Origin of the sequence: Flagellimonas marinaquae (assembly GCF_023716465.1) — a bacterium.
In the GTDB taxonomy this organism is placed as follows: domain Bacteria; phylum Bacteroidota; class Bacteroidia; order Flavobacteriales; family Flavobacteriaceae; genus Flagellimonas; species Flagellimonas alginolytica.
On sequence record NZ_CP092415.1, the window covers coordinates 1245073 to 1268017 of the forward strand.

The 22945-nt window shown below is 42.5% G+C and carries 21 protein-coding genes; 13 read left to right on the plus strand and 8 right to left on the minus strand.

From position 1 onward, the window contains the following. Nucleotides 1-2 precede the first annotated feature (2 nt). Complete coding sequence (locus MJO53_RS05630; RefSeq protein WP_224836204.1) at nucleotides 3-812, minus strand: glycogen/starch synthase; 810 nt, start codon at nucleotides 810-812, stop codon at nucleotides 3-5. A gap of 102 nt (nucleotides 813-914) precedes the next feature. On the opposite strand from MJO53_RS05630, the gene panC reads away from it, so the two are divergent. The 5 genes from panC to radA all read left to right on the plus strand — a co-directional run bounded on the left by panC (nucleotide 915) and on the right by radA (nucleotide 5764). After that, nucleotides 915-1763, plus strand: a complete 849-nt coding sequence (gene panC, locus MJO53_RS05635) for a pantoate--beta-alanine ligase (RefSeq protein ID WP_252080791.1) — start codon at nucleotides 915-917, stop codon at nucleotides 1761-1763. A 12-nt stretch (nucleotides 1764-1775) separates the two neighbouring features. Continuing rightward, a complete protein-coding gene (gene panD / locus MJO53_RS05640; protein WP_224836202.1) occupies nucleotides 1776-2126 on the plus strand; it encodes an aspartate 1-decarboxylase in 351 nt (116 codons plus the stop codon). Nucleotides 2127-2129: 3 nt separating this feature from the next. Continuing rightward, entirely contained in the window at nucleotides 2130-3095 is a 966-nt protein-coding gene (locus MJO53_RS05645) for a lysylphosphatidylglycerol synthase transmembrane domain-containing protein (protein ID WP_252080792.1), read from the plus strand. A gap of 24 nt (nucleotides 3096-3119) precedes the next feature. Then, nucleotides 3120-4262: an alpha/beta hydrolase gene (locus MJO53_RS05650; protein ID WP_252080793.1), complete on the plus strand. Its 1143-nt coding sequence runs from the start codon at nucleotides 3120-3122 to the stop codon at nucleotides 4260-4262. 143 nt (nucleotides 4263-4405) lie between these two features. Continuing rightward, a complete protein-coding gene (gene radA, locus MJO53_RS05655; protein ID WP_252080794.1) occupies nucleotides 4406-5764 on the plus strand; it encodes a DNA repair protein RadA in 1359 nt (452 codons plus the stop codon). Nucleotide 5765: 1 nt separating this feature from the next. Here the strand turns inward: radA and MJO53_RS05660 are convergent, their stop codons facing one another. Together MJO53_RS05660 and MJO53_RS05665 are read right to left on the minus strand one after the other, a co-directional pair. After that, nucleotides 5766-6806 carry an aldo/keto reductase gene (locus MJO53_RS05660; protein WP_252080795.1) on the minus strand — a complete coding sequence of 347 codons (1041 nt, stop codon included), beginning with the start codon at nucleotides 6804-6806 and terminating at the stop codon, nucleotides 5766-5768. Nucleotides 6807-6880: 74 nt separating this feature from the next. Beyond that, on the minus strand, nucleotides 6881-7645 hold the full coding sequence (locus tag MJO53_RS05665) for an exodeoxyribonuclease III (RefSeq protein WP_252080796.1): 765 nt from the start codon (nucleotides 7643-7645) through the stop codon (nucleotides 6881-6883). A gap of 135 nt (nucleotides 7646-7780) precedes the next feature. On the opposite strand from MJO53_RS05665, the gene MJO53_RS05670 reads away from it, so the two are divergent. From MJO53_RS05670 to MJO53_RS05695, 6 genes are all read left to right on the plus strand, one after another. Then, entirely contained in the window at nucleotides 7781-8335 is a 555-nt protein-coding gene (locus MJO53_RS05670) for a cysteine hydrolase family protein (protein WP_252080797.1), read from the plus strand. 37 nt (nucleotides 8336-8372) lie between these two features. Continuing rightward, nucleotides 8373-9479 carry a Gfo/Idh/MocA family protein gene (locus MJO53_RS05675; RefSeq protein ID WP_252080798.1) on the plus strand — a complete coding sequence of 369 codons (1107 nt, stop codon included), beginning with the start codon at nucleotides 8373-8375 and terminating at the stop codon, nucleotides 9477-9479. A 22-nt stretch (nucleotides 9480-9501) separates the two neighbouring features. Further along, nucleotides 9502-11562, plus strand: a complete 2061-nt coding sequence (locus MJO53_RS05680; protein ID WP_252080799.1) for a TonB-dependent receptor family protein — start codon at nucleotides 9502-9504, stop codon at nucleotides 11560-11562. A 10-nt stretch (nucleotides 11563-11572) separates the two neighbouring features. Continuing rightward, nucleotides 11573-12055 carry a GyrI-like domain-containing protein gene (locus MJO53_RS05685; protein WP_252080800.1) on the plus strand — a complete coding sequence of 161 codons (483 nt, stop codon included), beginning with the start codon at nucleotides 11573-11575 and terminating at the stop codon, nucleotides 12053-12055. Between the two features lie 112 nt (nucleotides 12056-12167). Continuing rightward, a complete protein-coding gene (locus MJO53_RS05690) occupies nucleotides 12168-12680 on the plus strand; it encodes a DUF3124 domain-containing protein (RefSeq protein WP_224836192.1) in 513 nt (170 codons plus the stop codon). Nucleotides 12681-12791: 111 nt separating this feature from the next. After that, nucleotides 12792-14459 carry a formate--tetrahydrofolate ligase gene (locus MJO53_RS05695; RefSeq protein ID WP_252080801.1) on the plus strand — a complete coding sequence of 556 codons (1668 nt, stop codon included), beginning with the start codon at nucleotides 12792-12794 and terminating at the stop codon, nucleotides 14457-14459. Nucleotides 14460-14462: 3 nt separating this feature from the next. Here MJO53_RS05695 and MJO53_RS05700 read toward each other — a convergent pair whose 3' ends face one another. Together MJO53_RS05700 and MJO53_RS05705 are read right to left on the minus strand one after the other, a co-directional pair. Further along, nucleotides 14463-16004, minus strand: a complete 1542-nt coding sequence (locus MJO53_RS05700; RefSeq protein WP_224836190.1) for a glycine--tRNA ligase — start codon at nucleotides 16002-16004, stop codon at nucleotides 14463-14465. A gap of 36 nt (nucleotides 16005-16040) precedes the next feature. After that, nucleotides 16041-16979, minus strand: coding sequence for a hypothetical protein (locus tag MJO53_RS05705; RefSeq protein WP_313777769.1), 939 nt, complete (start codon nucleotides 16977-16979; stop codon nucleotides 16041-16043). A gap of 8 nt (nucleotides 16980-16987) precedes the next feature. Here MJO53_RS05705 and MJO53_RS05710 point away from each other — a divergent pair, with 8 nt between their 5' ends. After that, complete coding sequence (locus MJO53_RS05710; RefSeq protein WP_224836189.1) at nucleotides 16988-17683, plus strand: ComF family protein; 696 nt, start codon at nucleotides 16988-16990, stop codon at nucleotides 17681-17683. 46 nt (nucleotides 17684-17729) lie between these two features. Next, nucleotides 17730-19367: an Ig-like domain-containing protein gene (locus tag MJO53_RS05715; RefSeq protein WP_313791032.1), complete on the plus strand. Its 1638-nt coding sequence runs from the start codon at nucleotides 17730-17732 to the stop codon at nucleotides 19365-19367. Here MJO53_RS05715 and MJO53_RS05720 read toward each other — a convergent pair. From MJO53_RS05720 to katG, 3 genes are all read right to left on the minus strand, one after another. After that, nucleotides 19351-20127 (minus strand): nitrilase family protein, encoded by a 777-nt coding sequence (locus MJO53_RS05720; RefSeq protein WP_252080802.1) that lies wholly within the window; start codon nucleotides 20125-20127, stop codon nucleotides 19351-19353. The two genes, MJO53_RS05715 and MJO53_RS05720, sit on opposite strands and share 17 nt — an antisense overlap. Beyond that, a complete protein-coding gene (locus MJO53_RS05725) occupies nucleotides 20128-20610 on the minus strand; it encodes an ankyrin repeat domain-containing protein (RefSeq protein WP_252080803.1) in 483 nt (160 codons plus the stop codon). Nucleotides 20611-20692: 82 nt separating this feature from the next. Next, the gene (katG, locus tag MJO53_RS05730) at nucleotides 20693-22912 is read right to left on the minus strand and encodes a catalase/peroxidase HPI (RefSeq protein ID WP_420485539.1); all 2220 of its coding nucleotides are present in this window, start codon (nucleotides 22910-22912) and stop codon (nucleotides 20693-20695) included. Nucleotides 22913-22945 lie beyond the last annotated feature (33 nt).

Genomic DNA, 22945 nt, shown 5'->3' on the forward strand with positions numbered 1-22945 from the left:
AACTATTTTAGAACCTCTGTATTATAGAAATTTGTGTATGCCTCCTCTGCTTCTTGAAGCGGGACATAAGGCAATACTGGTACGGAAAGATTATCTATGTGGTTTTTTAAATCCTCGGACAAATCCTCCGCGGCTAAAATAACGGCATCGGAATGATCTACGGCAACCTTTAACAAATTATTATACTCGGGCTTGGAAAGAACGGAAACTTCCTCTTTATCAATACCATCGAAAGCTATTTTGTTGATCATTTCGGCATCCAGCTCACCTTCAAAATCCTTGCCGTAAACGGAAGTAACAATTCTACTATCGGCGAACAAGGGTTCATCAGCATAATATTTTCTGAGGTAAAGTGGCACCATAGAGGCCATCCAGCCATGAACGTGGATAATATCTGGGGACCAGTTCAATTTTTTTACGGTTTCCACAACACCTTTGGCAAAAAAGATGGCGCGTTCGTCGTTATCCGGGAACAAATTCCCATCGGCATCTGCAAATGTTGCCTTTCTTTTAAAATACTCATCGTTATCAATAAAGTAGACCTGAATCCGTTCTTTTGGTATGGAGGCCACCTTAATGATCAAGGGCATATCCATGTCGTTGATCACCAGGTTCATCCCCGATAAACGTATTACCTCATGTAATTGATGCCTTCTTTCGTTAATATTTCCATACCTTGGCATAAATATCCGTATTTGCCCACCATTACTGTTCACCATTCTAGGTGCTTCGTAAGACATTAAGGAAACAGGATTCTCTGGGAGGTAGGGAACTAATTCAGAAGATACAAACAATACCTTTTTACCATTCATAAACGCTTTCTTTTGTTTATCTGAAAAACATAGCTGCAAAAGTACAAAAATTATGCTGATTAGCTGTATTTGTAGTATTTTTGCACCCTTTTGTACCTGTATATGAAGATTTTCGACCGTAAAAAAGAACTCAATGCCTTTAGTTTGGAGGAGCGCAGAAAAGACCGCACCATTGGTCTTGTCCCCACTATGGGCGCATTGCACTCCGGTCATATTTCGTTGGTAAAAAAAGCCTTGGCCGAAAATGATTTTGTGATTGTCAGCATTTTCGTAAATCCCACCCAATTCGACAAAAAGGATGATTTGGAAAAATATCCGAGAACTTTCCAAAAAGATGTAAGCCTTTTAAAAGAAGTATCTGAAAACATAGTTGTTTTTGCACCTACGGTAGATGAGATTTATGCCGGAAACCTTAAATCCGAATCTTACGAGTTCGATGGATTGGACAAAGTAATGGAAGGCGAATTTAGAACAGGACATTTTGACGGTGTCGGCACTATTGTGGAGCTTTTGCTGCGAACTGCCGAACCTAACAAAGCCTATTTTGGAGAAAAAGATTTTCAGCAATTACAGATAATCCGAAAAATGGCCGAAACAAAAGACCTCCCATATACCATAGTAGGATGTGCCATTGAGAGGGAACCCCATGGACTTGCCATGAGTTCCCGAAACGAAAGGCTCTCTAAAGAAACCCGCGAACAGGCCAGTTTCATTTACAAAACCTTACAGACTGCCAAAGCTAAAATTGGCACGAAAAGTGTTAAAGATATTACGGATTGGGTCACTTCTGAATTTGAAAAACAACCCTTGTTCGATTTGGAGTATTTTGAAATAGCCGATGAAAACACATTGACACCCGCTTTAAAAATTCAGGACAACCAAAAATATAGGGCGTTCATTGCCGTTTATGCGGATGGCGTTCGCCTAATTGATAATCTAAGATTGAATTGATATTTTTGCACCATGCAAGTAGAAGTCGTAAAATCTAAAATTCACCGAGTAAAAGTTACCGGGGCAGACCTAAATTATATAGGAAGCATTACCATTGATGAAGATCTTATGGATGCCGCCAATATTATTAGAGGCGAGAAAGTGCAGATCGTGAACAACAACAACGGCGAACGATTGGAGACTTATGCCATTCCCGGACCAAGAGGTTCCGGTGAGTTGACATTGAACGGTGCCGCTGCCCGAAAAGTGGCGGTCGGCGACGTATTGATCCTAATTACCTACGCTTGGATGGATATCGAAGAAGCAAAAACATTTAATCCAGCATTGGTGTTCCCGAACGAGGAAAACAATCTACTCCAATAAATTTTGGGCAAATCCCTAAAAAAATTCCTGAAGATATTTGTACCCATTGGATTTGGGCTTTTCTTGGTTTGGTACTCCTACAACTCCACCACACCGGAAGAACGCAATCAAATTATCCATTACATTTCCAATGCAAGCCCATTCTGGGTGGTAATATCCGTAATTATAGGCATACTGAGCCATATTTCCCGTGCCATTCGCTGGAAATATCTTTTGGAACCCATGGGTTACAGGCCAAAAACCTCAAATACCATATTTATTGTCCTTATATCCTATTTTGCCAACTTGGGCATTCCCCGTTCTGGTGAAATTTTAAGGGCAACAGCACTTACCACCTACGAAAAAGTTCCATTTGAAAAAGGTTTCGGTACAATCGTTACTGAAAGAGTAGTCGATTTACTGATGCTCTTGACCATCATTATGACCACCTTGGTGCTCCAAACCGATTTTATCCTTGGGTTTTTAGAAGAAAAAGGAGTCAATTTCGTAGGCGCTATCGGTATTTTATTAGCAGGCATGATAGGTTTGTTCCTGGGGTCGTACATAATTCGCAAATCAAAATCCCCTTTGGCCCTTAAGCTAAAAGGGTTTCTATCCGGCCTGCAGGATGGAGTCCTCAGTGTTTTTAAAATGAAGAACAAATGGCCGTTTATCCTTCATACTCTTTTTATCTGGACCGCCTATTTTGGCATGTTCTGGGTCATTAAATATACTGTGGAAGAAACCATCCCGTTATCCTTGGGCGAACTATTGGTCGCTTTTGTCGCGGGAGCCTTCGCCATGTCCACAACCAATGGCGGAATAGGCCTGTACCCTATCGCCGTTAGTGCCGCATTGGGCATTTATGGCATCAGCTCCGTTTCCGGGGATGCATTTGGATGGATCATGTGGATCGCCCAAACTATTATGGTGGTTGTTTTTGGTACAATATCCTTTGTTGTATTACCGTTATTGAATAGAAATCGGTAAGCCCCAACCGCTAAAACTTAACCAATGAAAAAAAGTCTATTTTTACTGATAGGCCTTATTTGCCTGAACTCCAATGCCCAGGTAAAAAAAGAAATCTTTGAATCTTTCAAACTCCAGGAACGAAGGGACGTCTCCTATTATTTCCCCGAAGATTATTCCGATGACAAACTGTATCCATTGATCGTGGTTCTCGATGCCGACTACCTTTTTGATTTGGTTGTTGCCAACGTTAAATTCCAAAGTCGATTGGACCGCATGCCCGAGGCCATCGTGGTTGGAATCCACCAAGCAGAAAACGATCTAAGATGGGAAGATTGCGATTATGATGAAGCCTCAGGTTTACCCACCGAAAAAGGTAAAATGTTCTATGAGTTTTTGGGAACGGAATTAATCCCCTACATGGCCACTACATATAAAATTGCCCCCTTTAAAATGTTCGTGGGGTACGACATCACTGCGAATTTTGGCAACTTTTATTTGTTCAAGGACAATTCATTCTTTAACTCTTTTGTGAGTATCTCACCGGTACTGGCAACCGAAATGGAGAATCGTGTCCCCGAGCGTTTGTCCGCATTGGACCAAACTATTTTTTATAATCTAATTGTAGAAAAGGCGCCATCGGACGACAGACAGCGCATACTGCAAATGAACCACAGCATCAATTCCATAAAAAAAGAATCGTTGCACTATTTTTTTGATGAATACGAGGAGGCTGATCACGAATCCATCGCAGCTTACGGGATCAGCAAAGCATTCGATAACGTATTCAAAATATATAGACCAATAACCCCCGAGGAATACAAAACTGAGATTGTTACTTCCGAAGAGCCCGTATTTGACTACTTGGAAAACCGATACAACACCATTGAAGATCTATTTGGGTTTGAAAAACAAGTGGAACTCAACGATATTATGGCCATTTATGCCGCTTGCTTAAAAAAACAAGACTACGATTCCTTAAAGCCATTGGCCGATCTATGCAAAAAAGAATTCCCAGAAACCATGATGGGGTTTTATTTTGAAGCAGAACACTATGAGTTCATCGGTGAGCCCAAAAAGGCATTTAAAGCGTTTGAAAAGGCGTTCCAAATGGAAGAAATCGACTTTTTGACCAAAGATTTGGCTCTGGACAAGATAGATGCTCTGAAAGCAGACTTTGGGTACTAGATTGATCGATTATTGGGTTATTGGATTTATTGGGTATTGACCACTTGGAGTACTCGATCATACAACTCCAAGAATCTATTGCTTCGAAAATCCAAGAATCCAATTCGCAATTCCATATCTTTAGGCTCCTCATTTTATTTTGAATGGCCAAGACCAAAACAGCATTTTTTTGTCAAAATTGTGGAGCTCAATTCCCAAAATGGATCGGGCAATGTTCCTCTTGTAAGGAATGGAACACCATTGTAGAAGAAGTTGTCCAAAAAGAGGACAAAAAAGGGTGGAAAACAGATCGGCCCGCCAACACCTCCAATAAGCCGCTTCGTGTTTCCGAAATAACACAGGAAAAGGAACTCCGCTTGGACACCAAAGACCAAGAGTTCAACCGCGTGTTGGGCGGTGGATTGGTACCAGGGTCTTTAACCTTATTAGGGGGGGAACCCGGTATTGGAAAAAGTACCTTGTTGCTTCAAATCGCGCTAAAACTGCCCTATAAAATACTTTATGTGTCGGGGGAGGAGAGTCAAAGACAAATTAAAATGCGAGCAGACCGTATTCAACCTAAAAGCGAGAATTGCTACATCCTTACCGAGACCAAAACACAAAATATATTCCAGCAGATTGCCTCTATTGAGCCCGATTTAGTGGTCATCGACTCTATTCAGACCCTGCACACGGATTATATCGAATCCGCAGCGGGGAGCATTTCCCAAATCCGGGAATGCACCGCGGAACTGATCAAATTTGCCAAGGAAAGTCATACTCCTGTTATTTTGGTAGGACACATCACCAAAGATGGAACTATTGCAGGCCCCAAGATTTTGGAGCATATGGTGGATACCGTTCTCCAGTTTGAAGGAGACCGCAATTATGTATATCGCATTCTCCGTTCCCTTAAAAACCGCTTTGGTTCCACTGCCGAACTGGGCATTTACGAAATGCAAGGAAGCGGCCTACGCGAAGTGAACAATCCATCGGAGGTGCTTATTTCCAAAAATGACGAAGACCTCAGCGGCACTGCCATCGCAGCCACGGTGGAAGGTATGCGACCCTTGTTGATAGAAATTCAGGCCTTGGTTAGCACAGCGGTCTACGGAACACCACAACGTTCCGCCACAGGTTTTAATGCCAAACGTTTGAACATGCTCTTGGCCGTTTTGGAAAAACGCGCAGGTTTTAAGTTAGGGGCAAAAGATGTTTTTTTAAACATCACCGGTGGAATATCCGTGGATGATCCTGCCATTGACCTGGCTGTTATGGCCGCCATCCTATCAAGCAATTCCGATATCGCCATAGAAAAAGGCGTTTGTTTTGCCGCAGAAGTCGGACTTGCGGGAGAAATTAGGCCAGTGCAACGAGTAGATCAGCGCATTCTCGAAGCCGAAAAATTGGGCTTTTCCAAAATATTTGTCTCCAAAAACAATAAGATAGGTTTAAAACAATCCGGCATACAGATTCAAAAAGTATCCAAGATCGAGGACGTCGTTGCTCATCTCTTTGGTTGATTTAAGGAGCAGGGTTTGGAATGGCGTTGTGTATTTCCTCAATGCCATCCAATACCTCATCGGAAAGGTCCACATCGATACTGGCGATGTTTTCCTTGAGTTGTTCCATAGTGGTAGCGCCAATGATATTGCTCGTTAGAAATGGTCGGGTATTTACAAATGCCAAGGCCATTTGAGCGAGGCTAAGATTGTGCGCCTTGGCCAAGTCAGCATATTTTTGTGTGGCCTGTGTAGCAGTTTCTCCACTATAGCGACTATAGTTTGGGAATAAGGTTATCCGTGCTTTTCTAGGTGGGATTTCGGTAAGGTATTTACCGCTCAGCACCCCAAATCCAAGAGGAGAGTACGCCATTAAACCAATTTGTTCCCTCATCGAGATTTCGGAAAGACCTACTTCAAAAAGTCGGTTAAGAAGGCTATACGGGTTCTGAATGGTACGCATTCGGGGCAATCCTTGGTGGACTTTGCTCTCCTCCAAATAGCGCATGGTGCCCCAAGGGGTTTCGTTGGACAATCCTACATGCCTAATCTTACCTTCGGCAATCAAATCTCGTAGGGTCTCCAAAACTTGGTGTATGTTGTCGTCCCAAACATCAACAGCATGGGCATTGTAACCTCTTTGACCAAAATAATTGGTATTTCTTTCTGGCCAATGGAGTTGGAACAGGTCAATATAATCGGTCTGTAATCGCCTTAGGCTTCCTTCTACCGCACTAACCAAAGCTTCTTTACTGAACCCGGTACTTCGAATATGGTTTGCGACCTGCCCCGGTCCTGCAATTTTTGAAGCCAAGACCACCCTATCCCGATTCCCTGTTTTTTTGAACCAATTCCCGATCAATTCTTCTGTAACGGCATATAATTCCTTTTTGGCCGGAACGGGATATAATTCTGCTGTATCAAAAAAGTTAACGCCTTGGTCTAGGGCATAGTCCATTTGCTCCTGCGCTTCCTCTTCATTGTTTTGCCGCCCCCAGGTCATGGTGCCCAAGCAAATTTTGCTGATTCGGATATCGGTATGCGGGATTCTGGTATATTTCATTTTTTACAAATTAGGACGGTTAACGATTGGGGCTCTCAAACCCAACCATCTTACTTTCTACCTTTAGAATAGCATTATTTTTCAACCTCCAATAAAATGGGGCAGTGATCACTATGTTTGGCTTCGGACAAGATCACGGAACGCTTTAACCGATCTTCCAAAGGATCGGCCACCATGCCATAATCCAAACGCCAGCCTTTGTTGTTGGCCCTGGCATTGGCGCGGTAACTCCACCAGGTGTAATTATCGGGTTCCTTATTGAAATGCCTAAAACTGTCAATAAAGCCACTTTTCATAAAATTGCCGATCCATTCGCGTTCCACAGGCAAGAATCCCGATACGTTTTTGTTTCGGACAGGATCATGAATATCTATAGCTTCATGACAAATATTATAGTCTCCCAACACAATTAAATTGGGACGTTCTTTCCGAAGCTCATCTGCATATTTCTGAAAATCGTCCATATACGTCAATTTAAAATCCAGGCGATCCATATTGGTGCCGGATGGCAAGTACATGCTCATTATGGAAACGTCTCCGTAGTCGGCTCGGATATTTCTTCCTTCATGATCCATGTAGTCGATACCCGTACCAAATTCCACATGGTCCGGCTCCTCTTTACAAAGTAAGGCCACGCCACTATATCCTTTTTTTTGGGCGCTGAACCAATAATTATGGGAATATCCTGCCTCTTTAAAAACAGTAGTATCCAATTGCTCCTCCATGGCCTTGGTCTCCTGCAGGCAAACCACGTCAGGGCTCACCGTTTCCAACCATTCCACAAATCCTTTTTTAAGCGCTGCCCGAATACCGTTTACATTGTAGGATACAATTTTCATATACTCAATTTTGTTCAAAAATAGCTATTGTGAACGGCTCCTTAAAATTGAATTTACCTATGAATCTATCAATGGAATGAATTGATGTCCCATTTTTTGATCTTTTCGTTTACTTTTAAGCCAAAAAGCTTCCTCATGACAGCTCTTGTTCTAATCGATGTCCAACGCGGACTACAAGAAATCGGGTTTTACGGCACAGAAAGAAACAATATGGATGCCGAGGAAAATTGCGGAAGGTTATTAACGTTCTTCAGGAAAAAACAATGGCCCATCTTTCATGTAAAACATAATTCCACCGACCTTGGTTCCCCTTTGCACCCAGGTAAAGTAAGTAACTCTTTTCATCCGGCCGTGGAACCTATGATCAATGAACCGATTTTTGAGAAAACGGTGAACAGTGCTTTTATTGGCACTGAACTGGAGGCTCGATTAAAAACAGAGCACATCACTAATTTAGTGATAGCGGGTCTAACGATAGAACATTGCATTTCCACCTCGGTAAGGATGGCGTCGAATTTAGGTTTTACCGTTATTTTGGTTTCCGATGCGACCGCTGCCTTCGATAAAATAGGACACGATTGCAACACATACGCTGCTGATGTTATTTTCCACGCAGAACTGGCCAACCTTAAAGATGAGTTCGCAACGATAAAGGATACCGACACCATATTGAAAGAACTTGATCATTAGTCCCTATTTTTACAACTCTAATAATTCTGTTATTCTTATGGTAAGATCAGCATCATTTTTTTTATTATGTTTCTTCCTTGCAATCGTACAATTGTTCAGTCAGTCCGAACCGCTTAAAATTGGAATCGCAGGACTTACGCATACCCATGTTCACTCGATTTTGGGCCGTGATGCCATTGGCGACATCAAAATTGTGGGCATTGCAGAGCCAAATCGTAAGCTTGCCCAACAATATGCCGATCAACACGGGTTTTCCATGGATTTGGTGTACAACAGCCTAGAAGAAATGATTGCCGCCACCCAACCAGAGGCAGTAACCGCATTTGGCAACATATTCGATCATTTGGAAGTAGTTCAGACCTGTGCACCAAAAGGAATCCATGTTATGGTAGAAAAACCATTGGCGGTAAATATGCGACATGCCAAAAAAATGAAAGCGCTTGCACAAGAACACCGTATACATCTGCTCACCAATTACGAAACCACTTGGTACCCGACCAACCATAAAGCGAAAACCCTCTTGGACAATGGCGAAATTGGAGACCTTAAAAAAGTCGTTGTCCGGGATGGTCATCGCGGACCCGTGAAAATTGGTGTTAACGAAGAATTTCTGGAGTGGCTCCAAGATCCCGTGCTCAATGGCGGTGGTGCCCTCACCGATTTTGGCTGTTACGGGGCAAATCTTACGACGTGGCTATTACAAGGCAAAAAACCTAATACCGTTACCGCTGTTACCCAACAATTACAGGCGGAAAACAATCCCAAAGTAGATGATGATGCCGTTATAATTCTTACTTATGACGGCTGCCAAGCGGTATTACAACCTTCTTGGAATTGGCCCATAGGCAGAAAGGATATGGAACTTTATGGCTTAACAGGTGCTATTTATGCAGATAACAGAAATACACTTCGGGTAAGAACTGCAGAAGGTTATGATGGCTACCAAGAAGAAATCTCAATCTTAGAAGAAAGACCCTATCCCTACAACGACCCATTTTCACTTTTGGTTGCTGTGGTGCGCGGTTCCGTTGAGTTAAACCCAAATAATCTAAACGCGCTCGAAAACAATATGACCGTAGTGGAAATATTGGATGCTGCACGCAAAAGTGCAAAAACGGGCAAAACCATCAAACTAAAAAAATAACCTCTACCAACATTTGTTTCCAATGAGAGTCTTTGTTTCCCTATTATGTGTATCACTGCCCTTACTTTTACTGGGCCAGATTTCCCCAAAAGACTCCATAACCCAATTGGATGAAATTATTCTAGTCCAGAACGCCGTTCCAAAAAAAGCCACGGGAATCACTCCTTCTTCAAAAATTGCCGGTCAAACCTTTGAGCGTTTCAACCCCACGGACATCCCTTCTGCCATCAATCAGATTTCGGGTGTTTATATTTTATCGGGAGCCATCAACACCAACCGCATAACAGTTCGAGGCATTGGAGCAAGGACACCATACGGAACCAATAAACTACGCATGTACTTTAATGGAATCCCTGTAACCAATGGTACCGGCTCTTCTACCATTGAAGCTTTCGACTTTGAAAACCTGGGTGCCATAGAGATCATAAAAGGACCTAAAGGCACTGCGCATGGCTCCAATCTTGGCGGAGCTTTTATTTTGGACACCAAAGCGTCCATTGAAAATAAGACGCAATTGACCAATACGTTTTCGGTCGGCTCTTATAACATGGTAAAGGACAACCTAACATTTTCGCATGCAGAAGATGGTCTTAAACTAAGTTTAAGCTATAATCATTTGGAAACCGATGGGTTTCGCCAGAACAATGAATTTGAGCGTGATGGATTTTTACTGAACACACAATTCCGAACGGGAAGAAACAGTAGTTTGTCCTTTTTAATGAACTATATTGATTACACGGCCCATATTCCAAGCTCCATTAACCAAACGGATTTTGATGAGGACCCTACCCGTGCTGCATCAAACTGGCTGGCCGCAAAAGGATATGAAGCTAACAAATATGTTTTAACGGGTCTCTCGCATACGTATCGATTTTCACAACATCTTCAAAATACAACCAGTATATTTTATACCTATTTGGACCATTACGAACCAAGGCCATTCAATATTTTGGACGAATTCACCAATGGGTTTGGTTTTAGAACCGTTTTTGAAGGCGATCTTGGCAAGGTTCAATTTACTTTAGGGAGTGAATTCTATAAAGATGAATACCACTGGGGCACGTATCAAAATTTATATGAGGAAAACAATGGCAATGGCAGTTTACAGGGAACTCAACTTAATGACAATATAGAATTCCGTCGACAATTCAACCTTTTTGGAACGCTTACCTATCCCATTACCTCTGCATTTTTGGTACAGGCCGGTCTCAACTTGAACAAAACCCATTACGACTATAGGGATTTGTTCAACCAAGGAGCAGAAAACGCATCGGCAGAGCGTGATTTTGATGCTATTTTACTTCCAAACCTTGGACTCAACTACCAATTAAAAAATGGAAAGATCTATGCGAACATTAGTCGGGGTTTTTCCAATCCCAGTTTGGAAGAAACATTGACTCCCGAAGGCGTCATCAACCCGGTTATTGCACAAGAAACAGGTATAAGTTATGAGTTGGGAAGTGAGTGGTCGCTGTTTGAAAAGAGACTTACAGCCAACATTGTCCTATATCGAATGAACGTAAAAAACCTTTTGGTGGCCCAACGTGTTGGTGAAGACCAATATATTGGCAGAAATGCGGGAGAGACCCGCCATCAAGGGTTGGAACTGGACCTGCAGTATCAAGGTAAACTGTCTCGGTCCCTCACCTTTTCTCCTAATCTCAGCTATACTTTGAACGATCATAGTTTTTTGGATTTTGTGGACAACGACAACGATTATTCTGGAAATCCGCTCACGGGAGTCCCTAAAAATCGCTTAAGTTCAGGTATCGATTTTCGCCATTCGAATGGATTGCTGCTCCATCTTACCCATCAGTTTGTAGACGAAATTCCTTTAACGGATGCCAATACGATTAACAGCGATTCCTTTAACGTATTCCATATGAAGTTGGGATTCCGCACTTCACTTTCACAGAACATCAGTTTGGGACTGAACGCAGGTGTCAACAATATTTTTGACACCAATTATGCTCAATCCATACTGATCAATGCGACTGGTTTTGGCGGGTCGCAACCAAGATACTTTTACCCGGGAAATGGTCGGAATTTATTTGGAGGGATACAATTAAACTATGTTTTTTAATATTTGATGCATGACACCTAGAATCGAAACCTTGCCGACCACATTTTTGATTGGCCAAAAAACGACAACATCTTTGGTCAGCGATAAGACCAGGGAACTTTGGCAAAGCTTCTCCCCAAGAAAAAAGGAAATAAAAAACTTGGCAAGTGAAGATCTATATTCCGTTGAAATCTATCCAGGTCCGGAATACTTTCAGCATTTTGACCCAACTATGGAGTTTGAAAAGTGGGCGGCCGTTGCCGTATCGGATTTTGATGAAATCCCGGAAAGCATGGATGTGCTGACCATCCCTTCGGGAGAATACGCTGTGTTTCACTACAGAGGAAAAACCAGTGAAGTCATGGAAATATTCAAGTACATTTATGGCGAGTGGTTCCCAACTTCTGGATTCACTATCGATCATAGGCCCCACTTTGCAGTAATGGGGAGTAAATACAAAGGAGAACATCCAGATTCCGAAGAAGATTTCTGGATACCGATCAAGAATACATAAAAAGATCATTGGAATTAATCCCAACAACAAAATTCAGTTAGACTAAAAAGGATGAAGGCAACAACAAATAGTATAGAATCCTTATCTTAGTTTTCCAATCTGCAATTAAATAATGAGGAAACTTGTTCCGTTTTTACTATTGCTTCTATTTTTTTCTTGCAACGAGCAGGCAAAAAAAGACGTGAGCTCAATCGACCCCGTTAATTGGAACAACCGTATTGCTTCTATATCCGCTAAAGATTCTTTATTGAACGGAACTTCCTACCTCTCCGTGTATTCCCAAATCTATAGCGAAACAGAGCATCGCACTCACAACCTTACGAGCACTATAAGCATGCGGAACACAAACCTACAGGACACCATTTACATCAAAAAAGCAGAATATTTTGATACCAAGGGCAATCCTATCCGAACGTATTTTGATGAGCCCATCTATATAAAGCCCATGGAAACCGTAGAGATCGTGATTGATGAGAAAGACCAATCGGGCGGAACCGGTGCCAATTTCCTTTTTCAATGGTCCATAAAACCCAATGCCCACGAACCCTATTTTGAGGGAGTGATGATATCCACATCCGGACAACAAGGGCTATCTTTCACCACCCAAGGACGACGCGTGGAATAAGGTTCACAGAGCTATCAAACTCCATCATAGTTTTACTGCATCAATTATAGTATATTGTATGTGATTTGCAGGCAAATCGCACACGATTCGTTTGCGCTTAACCCATTAATTATGTCCGACTTACAAATTGCCAAAGGTGTTTCTTTAAAACACATTTCCACCATTGCCGAAAAATTTGGGATCGATTCCGATGAAATTGAAATGTTCGGGAAATACAAGGCCAAACTACCTCTAAAGGCCATTAATAGGACCAAAGCCCAAAACAGTAATCTTATTTTGGTTTCGGCCATTTCCCCGACTCCTGCGGGCGAGGGAAAAACCACTATGTCCATTGGGCTTTCCGAAGGCTTGAACCGCTTGGGCAAAAAAACGACCGTGGTTCTACGGGAGCCTTCTTTAGGTCCTGTTTTTGGCATAAAAGGAGGCGCAACTGGGGGCGGTTATTCCCAAGTATTGCCCATGGAGGACATCAACCTACATTTTACCGGTGATTTTGCAGCCATTGAAAAAGCGCACAACCTATTATCGGCAGTTATCGACAACAATATTCAAAGTAAGACCAACTCTGTACGATTGGACCCCAGGACCATAGGTTGGAAAAGGGTTATGGACATGAACGATCGTTCCCTCCGGCACATTATTGTAGGCTTGGGCGGTACAACTTCTGGTGTACCCCGCGAAACAGGTTTTGATATTACCGCTGCTTCCGAAATTATGGCCATCCTCTGCTTGGCCGAAAGCCTTAGCGACCTAAAAAAACGCTTGGGCAATATTTTTGTGGGCTACACCTTCGACAAAAAGCCGATCTACGCCAAAGATTTGAAGGCAGAAGGCGCCATGGCTGCTTTATTAAAAGATGCCATAAAACCCAACTTGGTTCAGACTATAGAGGGAAATCCCGCCATTATTCACGGTGGGCCTTTTGCGAACATTGCTCAAGGCACCAATTCTGTGATCGCCACTTTAATGGGCATGTCGCATTCCGATTACACGGTAACCGAAGCTGGATTTGGTTTTGACCTTGGTGCCGAAAAATTCTTCGATATTAAATGCCAGAGTGCCGGCTTAACACCAAAAGCCGTAGTGCTCACTACAACTATTCGCGCGCTAAAATATCATGGGGGAGCAGATTTAAAAACCTTGACAGAACCCAATGTGGAAGCTTTAAAAAAAGGACTTCCGAATTTGGAAAAACACTTGGAGAACATAGCCAAGTTCAAGGTAATCCCTGTTATATCCATAAATAAGTTTATATCCGACACAGATGAGGAGATTGCCGTAATCAAAGAATTGGCCAATTCCAAAGGAATCCGCGTAGCCGTTGCCAATGTTTGGGCCAAAGGCGGTGAAGGTGCAGAAGAGTTGGCCAAAGCAGTAATCGATATTGTAGAGTCCAACGATTCTAATTTTGCACCATTATATAATTGGAAATCCAGTGTAAAAGATAAAATCGCGACCATTGCCACCGAAATATATGGTGCCGAGTATGTGGATTACACGGCCAAAGCCAAAGCCGACCTCAGAAAAATTTCTGATCTTGGATTGGATCGGCTACCCGTTTGCATTGCAAAAACCCAAAAATCTTTATCGGATAATCCCAAACTATTGGGCAGACCAAAAGACTTTATCATCACGGTGCGGGAAATAGAAATTGCCGTTGGTGCAGGTTTCTTGATCCCGATTACCGGAAATATTATGCGAATGCCCGGTTTACCCGCTCATCCAGCTTCCGAAGGAATGGATATTAACGATGATGGTGAAATTACCGGATTGTTCTAGATCTTAAATCTTCTGCAACCAATAACGCATATCCACCTCTTTGGAAATGATTTCTTTCACCTCCGAAAGTTTTACACGGTTTTGCTCCATGGTGTCCCTGTGACGGATGGTTACCGTATCATCTTCCAATGTTTGATGATCAACGGTAACACAAAACGGTGTTCCTGCCGCGTCTTGGCGACGGTAGCGACGGCCTACGGCATCCTTTTCGTCATAATCCACATTGAAATCCCATTTCAATTCGTCCACCAATTTCTGGGCGACTTCGGGAAGTCCATCCCTTTTCAATAATGGGAGTACGGCGACCTTGTTCGGGGCCAGAACGGCCGGAATTTTAAGTACCGTACGTGTGGACCCGTTTTCCAATTCCTCCTCTTGCAAGGAGTTGGAGAACACCGCCAAGAACATACGATCCAACCCTATGGAAGTTTCCAATACATATGGAGTGTAGCTCTGGTTTTCTTCGTGGTCGAAATATTGTAGTTTTTTACCTGAATATTCTTCATGTTTCCCCAGATCAAAATCGGTACGGGAATGGATTCCCTCCAATTCTTTAAATCCGAATGGGAACTTGAACTCGATATCGGCCGCGGCATCTGCGTAGTGTGCCAATTTTTCGTGGTCGTGGAAACGATAATTGTCTTCTCCCATGCCTAGGGAGAGGTGCCATTTCATGCGTTTTTCCTTCCAAGCTTCGTACCACTCCATTTGGGTGCCCGGTTTTATAAAGAACTGCATTTCCATCTGTTCGAATTCCCTCATCCGGAAAATAAACTGACGCGCTACGATCTCGTTACGGAAAGCTTTTCCTGTTTGGGCTATCCCGAACGGGATTTTCATTCTTCCAGTTTTCTGTACGTTCAAAAAATTGACAAAGATTCCTTGTGCAGTTTCTGGACGAAGGTACAGATCCATCGCGCTATCGGCAGAAGCGCCCAACTTGGTTCCGAACATCAAATTGAACTGCTTTACATCCGTCCAATTTTTAGATCCGGACAATGGACAGGCAATTTCGAGCTCTTCGATCAGTGCTTTTACATCGGCTAAATCTTCCTTTTCCAAAGACTGACCCATTCTTTTTAAAATGGAATCGGCTTTTTCTTGATAGCCCAAAACTCGATTGTTGGTGGCAAGGAATTGTTCTTTGTCAAAGCTATCGCCAAATCGTTTGGCGGCCTTGGTCACTTCTTTCTCGATTTTGGCCTCTATTTTGGCGACATAGTCCTCGATAAGGACATCGGCACGATATCTTTTTTTGGAATCTTTATTATCAATCAACGGATCGTTGAAGGCATCCACGTGGCCCGAGGCTTTCCAAGTGGTAGGGTGCATAAATATGGCGGCATCGATGCCCACAATGTTCTCATTGAGCTGCACCATGGCTTTCCACCAATATTCGCGAATATTCTTTTTTAGCTCCGCACCATTCTGACCGTAGTCGTAAACAGCACTAAGTCCATCATAAATTTCACTGGATTGGAATACGTACCCATATTCCTTTGCGTGTGAGATTACCTTCTTAAAAACGTCTTCTTGATTTGCCATTGGGCAAAAATAGAATTTTACCCAAAAAGAAATAAGCTATTTCAACTGAAATTCGGTGGAAGCCAACAATCTTTCGTCCTCAAATACATTAAGTGTGTAAATTCCCTCTTCCAAAGAACCTTCCGGAACGGTAATGGCATCGCAGATACTGATCTCTTTTCCGGTATATACGATTTCCACCTTTTTACTATAGGTATTCCCACTTACCGAAATGGTATTCGCGTTGTCCTCGACAACCCTCATGTTGGGGTCCAAAAATTGAAGGTAGAGTACTTTAATATCGCCTCTGGAACTAGCATCGCTCAGAATGGTAACGCAACCACGTAATTTTTCGATTACGGAAGCCTTATTGGTTTTGATAGGTCTTCCTGCCCTTAACCTAAATCCGCTACCTTCTGCATCTTGCAGCTTTAAATAGCTTTTTATTCGGAGTTCCCGGGTTAACTCTTTATTGGTTTCCCTGAGCAGGGATTCGGTTTGTTGCATGCTACTTGCCCTGCCACGGAGTTCTTCCAATTGCTTTATGGTCTCGTCGTACTTACTGGCCAACAAGCTATTGTTGTACCTAAGAAAATTATTCTTGAGCTTGAGACTGTCAAAACGTAGCTCCAACTTTCTTAGCTCTTTTCGGGTTTCCTTTAATTTGGTAATGCTAAAATTTAAGCGTCCCACAGAATCCAAAAGTTGCTGAACCCTAAAGCGCGAGGTTTGGAGCTCGATTTCGTTAACCTCATTTAAACCGGACAAACGATCCACCTCGGCCCGCATCAACGTCAAATCCTTTACCAAAAGTGACTTTTCTTCTTCTAAATAGATCATTTGGTTCTTGGATTGAGCGTAACTGTAATAAAAGGCAATTAGAATCCCCACGATTACCGCTACCAGAGCGGCAAAAATAATTTTATAATTGAAATTGTTATCTTGGGAGTTCATGGGGTTGACAATCTGCTCTAAAACATATATAAGTTTTGACACCAAAAAGGTTGGCTAAGATAATAAACGAGATTAACACCATCCTATTGCCAAGGGCATGTTTTGGATGTAATGCGCAATTATTTACCGAAGAGCATATTTTGTGTGCAGTTTGTCGACATGATGTGCCACTCACCGATCATAACTATCTGGAAGAAAATGAAGTGGACCGCATATTTTATGGTAGAGTTCCCATAAAAAAGGCTGCTTCGTTCGTATTTTTCTCAAAAAATGGACCTATAAAAAATTTACTGCATTGGCTCAAGTATAAAAACCAAGAACAAATTGGTGGTTTTTTTGGGGATTGGTGCGGCTCGCTTTTACAGCTACAGGAAGAACTTGATGATATTGAGGTTGTGATCCCTGTTCCCTTACATAACAAAAAACTTAAAAAGCGCGGGTACAACCAAGTTGCGCTATTTGCCCGAACAATTGCAGAACGACTTGGTGTTGTTTACTGCGATGATTGGCTGATCAAGGTAAAAAACACAAAAACACAAACCAAAAAAGGTAGGCAGTGGCGCTGGGAAAGTTCCAAAGATGCCTTTCGCCTAGATTCGTCCAAAAAGTACACCTATAAAAAAATATTGCTGGTCGACGATGTGATCACTACAGGGGCCACAATAGAATCCTGTGCCCAAACTCTTCTCCAACAACCGGGTATGGAAATTTCGGTATTGAGTATTGCTGTTGTTCCTGAGGGTTAAAATTTATTAATGCGACACACCAGTTTTTAAATAAGTTGTTTCTTTGTTGCACATTATTTTAGGCATGGTGCACTTAAAAAAACTGTTCGGACTCCTTTTCTTTGCTTTTATGACCTTGGCACTTTGGCAATGTGCCAAACGTGGTTCTCCGAGCGGCGGTCCAAAAGATGTAACCCCACCTAAACTTACCCGTACGGAACCAGAGAATTTTAGCACTAATTTCAAGGAAAAGAAAATTCGACTTTATTTTGATGAATTGATCAAGCTTCAAGATGTACAGAATCAATTAGTGGTATCTCCTCCATTTAAACATGCTGCGGAGATAAAGCCCCAAGGCACCCCCAGCAAGTTTATAGAGGTTACCATAAAGGACACACTTCGTGAAAATACAACGTATACCATCAATTTTGGGCAAAGTATCCAAGACAATAACGAAGGAAACCCCAATAGTTTTTTGAGCTACGTATTCTCTACAGGGGACTATATTGATTCCTTGACCTTATCCGGAGCGGTAAAAGATGCCGTAAACAGAAAAGCCGATGAATTTATCAGTGTTGTCCTCTACGAAATGGACAGTACCTATACCGATTCCACTATTTACAAAGAACCTCCTTTGTACATTACCAACACCGGGGATAGTTTGCCGCTCTTTGAATTAAGAAACCTAAAGGCCGGAAAGTATGCCCTTTTTGGTTTAAAAGATGTTAACAAGAACAATATGTTCGATCAGGCCCAGGACAAAATTGGGTTTATCGAGGATACCATTACTATTCCGACCGATTCAATCTATTTGCTAAACCTATTTAAGGAAGAATTAAATTATAAAGCTTCGGTACCCAGTTTGGTGGCCAAGAACAAAATAATATTCGGGTATCAAGGCAATCAAACAGATATGGATATCAGCACTATTACTGCTCTTCCCGATTCCGTGAGCACAACTATTTTGAAAGAGCGAGACAAGGATACTTTAAATTTTTGGCTGACACCGACCGAGTTGGATTCCATTGTTTTTCTGGTAAAAAACGACAAGGTCGAGGTTATCGACACCTTTACGGTAAAAATGCGCGACCTCGCCATAGATTCGTTAAAACTTTCTACTTCGGTAAACGGGAAAATTAATTTCGAGGATACTTTTAGCATTTTGGCCAATACGCCCTTGGTTACTCTGGACACCACACAAGTCTCCCTAAATGTAAGCGATTCTATTCCTGCCCCGTACAGTGCCGCTTTGGACACCATAAAAAACAAAATTGATTTTGATTTTGAAACAGAACCCAATCAAAATTATACGTTTACATTGTTGCCCGGGGCCATCACCGATTTCTTCGGGATACAGAATGACACCCTCTCATATAACCTTTCTACCGGTAGTTTTGCCGATTATGGAAATCTGCGCATGGTACTGGGAGGAGACGTAAACTATCCTGTAATTGTTCAGCTCACCAACGAAAAAGGAGAAATTCAGCGAGAGATTTTGGCGCGCGAATCACAAATTTTTGAGTTCAACAACTTGCAACCTGGAAATTATGTTGCCAGAGTAATTTTGGATGAGAATGGCAATGGCAAAATGGATACGGGGAATTTTCTTAAAAAAATCCAACCGGAAAGGGTAAGTTATTATCCCGGAACTATTGAGATCAGAGCTAATTGGGAAAAAGAAGAAACTTTTATTTTATCAAATTAAAAGTGTCCCTGTCTTCCAAAAATTTTAATTTATTTCTTGTATTTTCAATGTGTTCCTTATGCAGTTTGGCATAAAGAACTTCTTCATTTCTCGAGAATGCCAACGGTTCGCCGAGCACATTATAAATTGCGGAATGTCCAGGATATTCAAAACCCAACTCATCCATTCCGCACCGATTGACCCCGATACTGTAGGACATATTCTCTATGGCTCTTGCCTTTAAAAGTGTATCCCAGGCATTAATTCTCTTTTTTGGCCAGTTTGCAACATAAATGAGTATATCGTAGTTTTCGGTGTTCCTTGCCCAAACAGGAAACCGAAGATCATAACATATCATAGGACATATTTTAAATCCTTTGTACTCAAACATCAATTTTTGGTTTCCCGCTTTATAAACCTCATTTTCTCCCGCCAAGGTAAATGTGTGCCTTTTATTATAAGTGTACATTTCCTGATCTGAGGAAACAAAGAACAAACGGTTGTAAAATGCATCTTCTTCCCGATACACAATGCTTCCCATAACCGCCACATTAGTGTTTTGAGCAATAGTATGCATCCATTGTACAGTAATTTCGCTTTCTTCCTTTGCTATGACATCCGGGTTCATGGTAAACCCGGTAGTAAACATTTCTGGCAGTACGATCAAATCCACATCATGCGAAATGCCTGCTATTTTATCCTCGAACATTTTTCTATTGGCTTCGGGTTTTTCCCAATGCAGATAGGTTTGGATCAATGCGAGGTTCAATGTGGGATACATCTAATATTTTTTTAGGAGTTCCTGCATTTCGGTGATTCCTTGTTCCACCACATGATCCATGGCTGTTTTACCCCTAGCATCCTTTACTGTGGCATCTGCGCCATTTTTAAGCAATAGTTCCGCCATATCTTTCCGGTTAAAGGTAACCGCATAAATTAGACAGGTAGCTCCCATCGCATTCTTTACATTTACACTGGCCCCTGCATTGATCAGAGTTTCTGCAATACCTGTATATCCTTTAAAGCAAACTCCCATTAGAGCGGTGTTTCCGGAACCGTCCAAAGCATCGACTTTGGCCCCTTTGTTCAGCAAGGACCGAACAATATCGCTATGTCCATAATACGCAGCCAAAAGCAATGGTGTTGATCCACGTTGATCTTGTGTTTCCAAGAGTACTGGATCGGTCTGCAATAGGCCTTCCACTCCTTGGAGATTTCCATTTCTTATATGGTTGAAGAGTTCTTCCTTCCTATTTTTAGTCATGCTGAAAGTTATAAAAAAACTGCCACAACCGTATGGGTCATGGCAGTATTGAAATTGATTTTCTTTTTCTGTTTATTATGTTTTAATTCAAATCAAATCGGTCTAAGTTCATCACCTTTATCCATGCAGCCACAAAATCTTTTATGAATTTTGTTTTTGACCCGGACTCGGCATAAACCTCTGCTATTGCTCGTAAAACGGAGTTTGATCCAAATACCAAATCTACACGGGTACCCGACCATTTAAACTCACCGGTTTTTCGGTCAACGCCCTCGTATAATGATTTTTCTTCGTTGGTAGCTTTCCATTCCGTAGACATATCGAGAAGATTCACAAAGAAATCGTTGCTCAACACTCCAATATTCTCGGTAAAAACCCCGTGTCTCGACCCATCAAAATTGGCTCCAAGTACGCGCAAACCTCCAACAAGGGCGGTCATTTCCGGTACGGTAAGTGTCAACAATTGAGCTTTGTCCACCAATAAATGTTCTGCGGGAACTTTAACCCCATCCACCACATAGTTTCTAAATCCATCATAAGGCGTGTTCAAAAAGTCCACTGATTCTATTTCGGTCTGCTCTTGTTTTGCATCGTTACGACCTGGAGTAAACGGTACTTTGGTAGAAACACCAGCGTCCTCGGCTGCTTTTTCTATAGCGGCACTACCCCCCAAGACGATCATATCTGCAAGTGAGATTTTTTTTCCGCCACCTGCATTCTTGTTGAATTCATCTTTGATTCCCTCCAAAACCCGTATGGTTTTATCGGTTCCTTTGTTTACTTCCCAGCTTTTCATAGGTTCCAAATTGATGCGGGCGCCGTTGGCTCCCCCACGTTTATCACCTCCTCGAAAAGTAGCTGCCGATGACCAAGCCGTATAGACCAAATCGGATACTGAGAGATCGGAATCCAATATCTTCGATTTCAACAATGCCACATCGGCATCATCGACCAAAGCATAGTCCACAGCGGGAATTGGGTCTTGCCAAATTAATTCTTCTTTGGGCACTTCTGGTCCAAGGTATCGGGAAACCGGTCCCATATCTCGGTGTGTCAGTTTAAACCACGCTCGGGCATAAGCCTCGGCAAAGGCCTGTGGGTCGTTGTAGAATTTTCGTGAAATCTTCTCATATGCAGGATCAAAACGCAAGGACAGGTCCGTTGTCAACATAGTGGGTTTTCTATTGGGGCCTCCAAAAGGATCAGGAATAATGGCCTCGGCATTTGCCGCTACCCATTGGTGAGCACCGGCAGGGCTTTTGGTCAGTTCCCAATCATACTCGAACAAGAATTTGAAGAAATCGTTGCTCCACTGTACAGGGGTAGATGTCCAAATTACTTCCAACCCAGAAGTAAAGGCGTCTGGACCTTTTCCTGAACCGTTCTTATTTTCCCAGCCAAAGCCTTGCGATGCTAAATCTGCTGCTTCTGGGTCTGCATCCATATCCACTTTTGCGCCATCACCATTACCGTGTGTTTTACCTATGGTATGCCCACCGGCAATCAATGCCACGGTCTCTTCGTCGTTCATTGCCATTCGCTCAAACGTCTCTCGGATGTCGTGTGCAGCAGCTACTGGATCGGGATTGCCATCCGGACCTTCTGGATTTACGTAGATCAATCCCATTTGTACTGCGGCCAATGGATTTTCTATTTCTCGCTCCTCTTTATTATGTTGGTAGCGACTGTTCGGGGCATCACTCAATGCCAACCATTCAGTTTCGTTCCCCCAGTAAACATCTTGGTCCGGTTCCCATACATCTTCTCGACCTCCGGCAAAACCAAAGGTGCGGAAACCTGTGGATTCCAAGGCGACGTTCCCTGCTAATATCATAAGGTCCGCCCACGATATTTTCTGACCGTATTTTTGTTTAATGGGCCATAACAAGCGTCGAGCCTTGTCCAAACTCACGTTGTCGGGCCAGGAGTTCAATGGAGCAAATCTTTGTTGCCCTCGGCCTCCTCCTCCACGTCCATCTTGCACTCTATAGGTTCCGGCACTATGCCATGCCATTCGAATAAACAAACCTGCATAACTGCCAAAGTCGGCAGGCCACCAATCCTGTGAATCGGTCATAAGATCTTTTAGATCTTTTTTGAGAGCTGAATAGTCCAGCTTCTTAAATTCTTCGGCGTAATTAAAATCTTTTCCATGTGGGTTCGATTTTTCTGAGTGTTGGCTCAAAAGTTCCAACCTTAATCGATTAGGCCACCAATCTTCATTCTGCGTACCTCCACCGGCAACTTCGCTTAAAAAAGGACATTGACTTGCATCTGCCCCATTAGCCATTTCTTTACTCATGATGATATTGTTTTTTAAAGGTTTTTCGGATTA

Bases quoted from the DNA above. Each gene is read 5' to 3' on its own strand.
- katG (WP_420485539.1), bottom strand. From the start codon at position 22,912: ATGAGTAAAGAAATGGCTAATGGGGCAGATGCAAGTCAATGTCCTTTT.
- MJO53_RS05650 (WP_252080793.1), top strand. From the start codon at position 3,120: ATGAAAAAAAGTCTATTTTTACTGATAGGCCTTATTTGCCTGAACTCC.
- panD (WP_224836202.1), top strand. From the start codon at position 1,776: ATGCAAGTAGAAGTCGTAAAATCTAAAATTCACCGAGTAAAAGTTACC.
- MJO53_RS05660 (WP_252080795.1), bottom strand. From the start codon at position 6,806: ATGAAATATACCAGAATCCCGCATACCGATATCCGAATCAGCAAAATT.
- radA (WP_252080794.1), top strand. From the start codon at position 4,406: ATGGCCAAGACCAAAACAGCATTTTTTTGTCAAAATTGTGGAGCTCAA.
- MJO53_RS05700 (WP_224836190.1), bottom strand. From the start codon at position 16,004: ATGGCAAATCAAGAAGACGTTTTTAAGAAGGTAATCTCACACGCAAAG.
- MJO53_RS05680 (WP_252080799.1), top strand. From the start codon at position 9,502: ATGAGAGTCTTTGTTTCCCTATTATGTGTATCACTGCCCTTACTTTTA.
- MJO53_RS05690 (WP_224836192.1), top strand. From the start codon at position 12,168: ATGAGGAAACTTGTTCCGTTTTTACTATTGCTTCTATTTTTTTCTTGC.
- MJO53_RS05720 (WP_252080802.1), bottom strand. From the start codon at position 20,127: ATGTATCCCACATTGAACCTCGCATTGATCCAAACCTATCTGCATTGG.
- MJO53_RS05665 (WP_252080796.1), bottom strand. From the start codon at position 7,645: ATGAAAATTGTATCCTACAATGTAAACGGTATTCGGGCAGCGCTTAAA.
- MJO53_RS05725 (WP_252080803.1), bottom strand. From the start codon at position 20,610: ATGACTAAAAATAGGAAGGAAGAACTCTTCAACCATATAAGAAATGGA.
- MJO53_RS05675 (WP_252080798.1), top strand. From the start codon at position 8,373: ATGGTAAGATCAGCATCATTTTTTTTATTATGTTTCTTCCTTGCAATC.
- MJO53_RS05630 (WP_224836204.1), bottom strand. From the start codon at position 812: ATGAATGGTAAAAAGGTATTGTTTGTATCTTCTGAATTAGTTCCCTAC.
- MJO53_RS05685 (WP_252080800.1), top strand. From the start codon at position 11,573: ATGACACCTAGAATCGAAACCTTGCCGACCACATTTTTGATTGGCCAA.
- panC (WP_252080791.1), top strand. From the start codon at position 915: ATGAAGATTTTCGACCGTAAAAAAGAACTCAATGCCTTTAGTTTGGAG.
- MJO53_RS05670 (WP_252080797.1), top strand. From the start codon at position 7,781: ATGACAGCTCTTGTTCTAATCGATGTCCAACGCGGACTACAAGAAATC.
- MJO53_RS05695 (WP_252080801.1), top strand. From the start codon at position 12,792: ATGTCCGACTTACAAATTGCCAAAGGTGTTTCTTTAAAACACATTTCC.